We start from the raw sequence: 7,344 nt of genomic DNA on the forward strand, positions 1-7,344 counted from the left end.
CCCATAGCCTTAGCAGCCTGAACAAGATCTCCATTTGGATCAACAAGCTTCTGCTTACCAAACTTCGCATCACCGATTACTTCTTCAAGTGAAGTATATTCCATGTTGCCACCCTTTAATGATACAACATTTCCAAATAAGCCCTCATCAATCATAGCACATGCCTTATTACCAAATCTGATAGATAAGATTCTGTCATATGCATCAATATCACCACCACGGATAATATGACCAGGATTGACAGAACGTACTTCATGATTAGGAATGACTTTTTCTAGATCATCAGCTACCTTTGCAGCAAGTCCAGAATAACGAATTGGGTCTGGTGAATCTTCTACAATCTTACCGATTGACTTTGTACCATCTGCATACTTAGCACCTTCAGCTACTGCAATAACAGTATATGGAAGACCTGCTTCATCACGTTTCTTAACTGCTTTCGCAATATTTTCAATAGTAAATGGAATTTCAGGAATCAATACAACGCCTGCATTGCCTGCAAGACCTGCATATAATGAAATCCATCCTGCTTCTCTTCCCATTAATTCACAACAGATGACACGATGATGTGATTTTGCAGTAGTCTGAAGACGATCTATGAATTCAGTACCAACACTCATCGCACTGATGAAACCATATGTTAAATCTGTAGAAGTTAAATCATTATCCATAGTCTTTGGTACACCAATGACATTGACACCTTTTCTACTGAAATCTCTAGCACTTGTTAATGTACCATCGCCACCTAACACAACTAATACATCAACACCATCTTTCTTAAGATTTTCAACGCCTACATCACTGACGTCTTTTCTTACTTTTCCACCATTTCCATCATCTACAAGATAATCGAATAGGTTATCCTTATTAGAACTATAAAGAATAGTTCCGCCTTCCTTATATATATCCTCTACCTTGTCTACAGTTAATTCTACATAATTATTATTATACAATCCACGATAACCATATACAAAACCAATGACTTCCCAATTATATTTTTCAATCGCAATCTTAGTGATTGTTCTGATTACCGCATTTAAGCCTGGACAATCTCCTCCGCCAGATAATAGCGCAATTTTTTTAACTTTTGAATTCATGATATTTCCTCCTTATGTAAATCCCACTCTCTATTATAAATTAAACTGTTAGCGTTTTCAATATAAATATGAAGCGCTTACATATAGGTGCAAAAAAAAGAAGCCTATAATGGCTTCTTAGTCAAAGTTTCAATAACTTCTATTACATGCTTTACTGGGAGCCCAATGACGTTATCAATATCTCCCTGCACTTCTTCAATGAATTTTCCTGCAACACCCTGAATCGCATAAGCGCCAGCTTTACCCTTCCATTCATCAATAGAAAGATAATCATCAATCATATCATTGATATTCTTGAATGTAACTTTTGTTTCATCTACAAATGTACAAACCTGATCTTTATAGAATACAGCCACTGATGTAAACACACTATGTGTATCACTACTTAATGATTCAAGAATTTCTCTTGCTTCATGAGCACTGTGAGCTTTACCAATAATCTTTCCATTATGATAAATTGTTGTATCAGCACTAATTACAACATCATCAGGATATTTCTCATGAATAGAAACACCTTTATCATATGCGAGTTTTTTAAGTCTTTCTTCTATTTCTAGAGAAGAATCAAGATATTCAGTAATAGAGGAGGCATCGATAATAAAATCAATGCCTTCTCTTTCAAGCAGTTCTTTTCGTCTAGGAGAAGTACTAGCAAGAATAATTTTCATTATTTCTTTTCCTCAGCAGGTGCTTCATGTTTAACGATTGGTTTTGGTAATAATGCTTTTCTAGAAACATTCACACCCTTATCAGTAATCTGAGTTACTTTAACCTTTACTGTATCGCCAAGCTTGATTACATCGCCGACTTTATTTGTTCTATCCCAAGCAACATCTTTTACATGTAAGAATCCATTTGTACCAGGGAATAATTCAATAAATGCATACTTTTCTTCAACTCTTACAGCCTTACCATCAAAGATTTCGCCTACTTCTACTTTTCTAGTTAAATCCTTGATCATACCCATTGCATGGTCAATCGCATCCTGAGAGTAATGATAGATAGTAACATTACCTTCATCATCAATATCAATCTTAACATTATCGCTTTCAGCAATAATCTTATTGATCATATCTCCACCCTTACCGATTACATCTTTAATCTGTTCAGGTTCAATCTTCATCATAGCAACCTTAGGAGCATATGGACTTAAGTGATCTCTAGGTTCACTAATTGCTGACATCATGCAGTCCATGATCTGTCCTCTTGCAACCTTTGCCTGAGCTAATGCTTCCTGTAAAATTTCTTTAGTAATACCATCAATCTTGATATCCATCTGTAATGCACAGATACCGTTCTTTGTACCTGCAACCTTGAAATCCATATCACCAAGATGGTCTTCCATACCCTGGATATCAGTTAAGATTGTATAGTTTTCGCCTTTTTTAACAAGACCCATAGCGACACCAGCCACTGGATTACTAATTGGAACACCTGCAGCCATTAAAGCCATAGTTGATGCACAAATTGAAGCCTGTGAAGAAGAACCATTAGATTCTAATACTTCAGCAACAACTCTGATTGTATATGGGAATTCTGTTTCAGAAGGAATAACCTGTCTTAAGGCTCTTTCACCTAAAGCACCATGACCAATTTCTCTTCTACCTGGAGAACCCATTCTTCCTGTTTCACCTACACAATATGGTGGGAAGTTATAGTGATGCATGAAACGTTTCTGGTCTTCCATTCCAAGACCATCAATCTTCTGTACTTCACCTAATGCACCAAGTGTGCAGGCAGATAATACCTGAGTTTCACCACGAGTGAACATAGCTGAACCATGTACACGTGGCAATAAATCTACCTGTGCATCTAATGGACGTACTTCATCTACTTTACGACCATCAGGTCTTACCTTTTCTTCAGTAATCAAACGTCTTACTTCTTCTTTTTCAAGATCACCAAGAACCATCTTAACCTGTTTAATTGTCTTATCATGTTCTTCAACAGTTGCATATTCTTTATCTTCAAAAGATTCTACAACCTTAGCATCTAATTCATCAATAACAGCATATCTTTCAAGCTTACCAGGAATAGAAATAGCCTTGATCATTTCTTCCTTAGCCATAGCTTCTACGCTAGACACAATGTTTTCATCTAATGCAAATAGTGGAACATCAATCTTTTCCTTACCAGCAGCTTCTACAATCTGTTCCTGGAAAGCGATTAATTCCTTAATCTTTTCATGACCGAACATCAATGCGTTCAACATTGTTTCTTCGTCTACTTCTTTTGCATCAGCTTCAACCATGTTAATAGCATCCTTTGTACCTGCTACTTCAAGATTAATTTCACTTCTAGCCATATCTTCAGGTCCTGCGTTGACAGTAAACTCACCATCAATTAAACCTACGTTAACACCTGCAATTGGACCATTGAATGGAATATCAGAAATACATAATGCAATTGATGCACCAAGCATTGCTGCCATTTCTGGAGTTGCTTCCTGATCAACTGATAGTACAGTATTAACAACCTGTACTTCATTTCTGAAACCATCTGCGAATAATGGACGGATAGGTCTGTCAATCATTCTTGCAGTTAATGTACCATGTTCACTAGGACGGCCTTCACGCTTTAAGAATCCACCTGGAATCTTACCTACAGAATATAGTTTTTCTTCATAAGTTACTGTTAATGGGAAGAAATCTACATCTTTTGGTTCTTTCCCAGCACATGCTGTAGAAAGAACGACTGTATCATCATATCTTACTAAACAAGAGCCGTTTGCCTGTTTAGCCATTTCACCGACTTCAACCTGGATTTTCTTACCATAGAAATCCATACTAAAAATTTGTTTTGCCATAAATTCACCTCATATTCTTCAAAATTATATCATAAATCAACTATTACACAAACAATTATTTGATAGAGACATGAAAAAAAGCCCCATAGGGCTTTTGTTTCTTATCTTCTTAATCCTAACTTATCAGTTAAAGTTGTATATCTGTCAAGATCTTCTTTCTTAAGATACTTTAATAAGTCTCTTCTCTTACCAATCTTCTTTAAAAGACCTCTGTTAGAATGATTATCCTTTGGATGCTGTTTGAAGTGACCGTTTAACTTGTTGATATCAGCAGTTAATAATGCAATCTGAACTTCTGGAGAACCAGTATCCTTTTCTACGCGACCATATTCAGCCATGATCTTAGCTTTTTCTTCTTTAGTTAACATTATGTTTTCCTCCTAAATTATATTCTTCGCAATATCCAAGCTAGATGTAAGAGGTACAAATATCCTAGACATTGTTGCAATGACTATTTTACATTATTTTTATATAAAGTCAAATACTTTTTCATGACCTGACTTAAATATTTTCTGTCTTCTGTTAATTGAGTTTTTAGTCCTTCTAATCCATTAAAAACAGTTTCTTCACGCTTATATAAGCAGAAAGTAACCTCTACTTCTTTACCATACACATCTTCGTCAAAATCAAATACGTTGACTTCTAATGAAAGACGATTGATATCATTGAATGTAGGATTCATCCCAATATTTGCCATACCTATATAATATTGATGATTGATTTCTACAATTGTGCCATATACCCCTCTTTTAGGTAAGTATTTCATACCATAATCGATATTCAATGTAGGGAAACCAATCAAACGACCTCTCTGTTTTCCATGAATGACAGTACCTTTTACCTTATAAGGTCGACCAAGCAAAGTATTGACTTCTTCAATCATTCCTTGATCCATCAGTTTCTTAATAAGAGTAGATGATACTTTTTCTGTTTCATTATACATAACAGCGTTTTTCACAATAAGTTCAAATGACTGTTTCTTTAAGTCTTCTATGCTGCCACTGTTATGATCTCCAAAATGGAAATCATAACCACATACTAGTCTTTTTAAAGGAAGCTTATTTAAGTATTCGTCAATAAAAGCCTGTGGACTTAATGCTGCTACTTCCTTAGTAAAATGAATTACAAGCAAGTAATCAATACCCATTTCTTCTAGAAGTTCTTTTTTCTCTTCTAGAGTAATAATCGATTGTCTCTTTTCGCCCTTTAAAACACATAAAGGATGCACATCAAAGCTCATAACAGCTGTTTTTGTTTCTCCCTTATATTTCAATACTTCATTAATCAAAGACATATGACCAAGATGTAAACCATCAAAAAAGCCAATTGCAAGAGAAAGAGGTTCTGTTAAATGTACCTCTTCCATTTTTATGATCTTCATTAGAAAAGCCCCCTGAGGCTCTTCAAATTGCCTTTTCCATCTGGTCCATATATCGCAAGTAATTTACCTTCTTTTGAATAAATAGCTACATTATGATCTTTATCACTCTTGATTTTCTGGCCCGTCATGACAATTCTTTCATCTACAACCATAGAATCATAGAAAGAAAATACTTCTTCTAATGGCATCACAGGTCCATTATTTTCTTCAAGTTCTTCAAGTGTTACTGCCTGATCGATAGTAAAATGACCTGACTGATTTCTTACTAATGCAGTCATATGAGCAGGATAACCTAAGGCTTTTCCAATATCTACACATAAAGAGCGGATATATGTTCCTTTAGAGCACTTAACATCTATAGTTATTTCATCATCATGTGCATCGACTAAATCAAGTTTATAAATAGTGATTGGTCTTTCTGGAACTTCTACTTCTATACCTTCTCTAGCATATTCATAGAGCTTCTTACCATTAATTTTAATAGCTGAATACATTGGAGGCTTCTGCATGGAATCTCCTTTAAATGATGATAATACTTCTTCTAGATTCTCATAACCAGTAAAAGGCTTGGTTTCTATAACCTTCCCTTCAGCGTCATATGTATCTGTCGAACTGCCAAGTTTAAGTGTAGCACGATATTCTTTTTCTTCACTCATTAAAAACTGCATTGCTTTAGTGGCTTTATTAATACCAATAACTAAAACACCAGTCGCCATAGGGTCAAGAGTCCCACAATGTCCTACTTTTTTAGTATGCATAATACGTCTCACACGATTAACGACATCATGACTTGTCATACCCTGTGGTTTATTAATTAAAATAATACCATCCATCTACTCACATCCTTCCTAAAAAAAGCAGACTATTGTCTGCTTAGATATGATTAATAACGAAGTACTTCTTCTTACCTCTTCTAATAACAGTCACCTTACCACCAAACGCATTGTCTTTTGATACAACAAACTTTTCATCAGTGACCTTTTCACCATTTACAAGAACACTTCCACCTTTTACGAACTGTCTTGCTTCACGATTACTAGAAGCAGCACCTGCTTTTACTAATACATTTAAGATCTGTTCATCTTCAGTGACATCAATACTTGGTACACCATTGAAGCACTGTTTAACCTGTTCATAAGTCATGCTCTTGATATCACCGCTGAATAACTTTTCAGAAATGCTGACAGCTTCTTCATAAGCATCTGCACCATGAATGAAAGTAATAACTTCTTTCGCAAGTGCTTTATGTGCTTTTCTTAAGTGTGGTTCATTCTTATTTGATTCTTCTAATGCTTCAATTTCTTCTTTAGATAAGAAAGTGAGGTATTTTAAGTAATCAATAACCTTGCTATCTTCACTGTTGATGAAGAACTGATACATTTCATATGGTGAAGTCTTTTCTCTATCTAGCCAGATTGCATTTCCTTCTGATTTACCAAACTTAGTACCATCGCTCTTAGTAAGTAAAGGCATAGTGAATCCATATGCTTCATCACCAGTCTTCTTTCTAATTAATTCAATACCTGCAGTAATATTACCCCACTGGTCCTGACCAGCAACCTGTAAGTTACAGCCTTTATTTTCATGTAAGTAATAGAAGTCCATTGCCTGCATGATCATATAAGAGAATTCAGTGAAAGTAATCCCTTCATCCAATCTTCTCTTGATAATATCCTTAGATAACATGTAGTTGATATTGAAATATTTACCATAATCTCTTAACCAGTCAATGAAGTTTAAATCTTTAGACCAATCCAAGTTGTTAACTACTTCAAAACCAAATAAATCTTCAGCCTGCTTCTTTAAGCAGTCAAAGTTATGCTGTACCTGTTCTTTTGTAATCATTGGTCTTTCAGTTGTTGGCTTTGGATCCCCAATCTGTCCAGTTGCACCACCGACTAAAAGAATTGGATGATGACCTGCATCCTTTAATCTCTTAGACATTAAGAAAGATGAGAAATGTCCAATATGTAAAGAATCTCCAGTTGGGTCAGTACCAATATAGAATGTCATTCCTCCTGCATTTAATTTGTCTTTTAAGTCTTCAGAACTTACATCTT

7 protein-coding genes are annotated in these 7,344 nt (G+C 35.2%); all 7 read right to left on the reverse strand.

The window, feature by feature from the left end:
* A partial coding sequence (locus tag ACT8VG_RS05380; RefSeq protein WP_444195349.1) for a 6-phosphofructokinase occupies nucleotides 1-1,097 on the reverse strand: 1,097 nt, incomplete at its 3' end.
* Between the two features lie 104 nt (nucleotides 1,098-1,201).
* Nucleotides 1,202-1,765, reverse strand: coding sequence for a Maf family protein (locus tag ACT8VG_RS05385; RefSeq protein WP_288705588.1), 564 nt, complete (start codon nucleotides 1,763-1,765; stop codon nucleotides 1,202-1,204).
* Entirely contained in the window at nucleotides 1,765-3,903 is a 2,139-nt protein-coding gene (gene pnp, locus ACT8VG_RS05390) for a polyribonucleotide nucleotidyltransferase (RefSeq protein ID WP_444195350.1), read from the reverse strand. The genes ACT8VG_RS05385 and pnp overlap by 1 nt, the downstream gene beginning before the upstream one ends.
* A gap of 101 nt (nucleotides 3,904-4,004) precedes the next feature.
* Entirely contained in the window at nucleotides 4,005-4,271 is a 267-nt protein-coding gene (gene rpsO / locus ACT8VG_RS05395) for a 30S ribosomal protein S15 (protein WP_117458080.1), read from the reverse strand.
* Nucleotides 4,272-4,354: 83 nt separating this feature from the next.
* Nucleotides 4,355-5,284: a riboflavin biosynthesis protein RibF gene (ribF, locus tag ACT8VG_RS05400; RefSeq protein WP_217107271.1), complete on the reverse strand. Its 930-nt coding sequence runs from the start codon at nucleotides 5,282-5,284 to the stop codon at nucleotides 4,355-4,357.
* On the reverse strand, nucleotides 5,284-6,117 hold the full coding sequence (truB, locus tag ACT8VG_RS05405) for a tRNA pseudouridine(55) synthase TruB (RefSeq protein WP_187012541.1): 834 nt from the start codon (nucleotides 6,115-6,117) through the stop codon (nucleotides 5,284-5,286). The genes ribF and truB overlap by 1 nt, the downstream gene beginning before the upstream one ends.
* Nucleotides 6,118-6,157: 40 nt before the next feature.
* The coding region (gene tyrS / locus ACT8VG_RS05410; protein WP_444195351.1) for a tyrosine--tRNA ligase at nucleotides 6,158-7,344 on the reverse strand (1,187 nt) is incomplete at its 5' end.

The organism is Catenibacterium sp., assembly GCF_052354645.1.
In the GTDB taxonomy this organism is placed as follows: Bacteria; Bacillota_I; Bacilli_A; order Erysipelotrichales; family Coprobacillaceae; genus Catenibacterium; species Catenibacterium mitsuoka_A.

What these genes read in the sequence shown, in the direction of transcription:
- ACT8VG_RS05385 (WP_288705588.1), bottom strand. Translation starts at nt 1,765, where the DNA reads ATGAAAATTATTCTTGCTAGTACTTCTCCTAGACGAAAAGAACTGCTT.
- truB (WP_187012541.1), bottom strand. Translation starts at nt 6,117, where the DNA reads ATGGATGGTATTATTTTAATTAATAAACCACAGGGTATGACAAGTCAT.
- rpsO (WP_117458080.1), bottom strand. Translation starts at nt 4,271, where the DNA reads ATGTTAACTAAAGAAGAAAAAGCTAAGATCATGGCTGAATATGGTCGC.
- pnp (WP_444195350.1), bottom strand. Translation starts at nt 3,903, where the DNA reads ATGGCAAAACAAATTTTTAGTATGGATTTCTATGGTAAGAAAATCCAG.
- ribF (WP_217107271.1), bottom strand. Translation starts at nt 5,284, where the DNA reads ATGAAGATCATAAAAATGGAAGAGGTACATTTAACAGAACCTCTTTCT.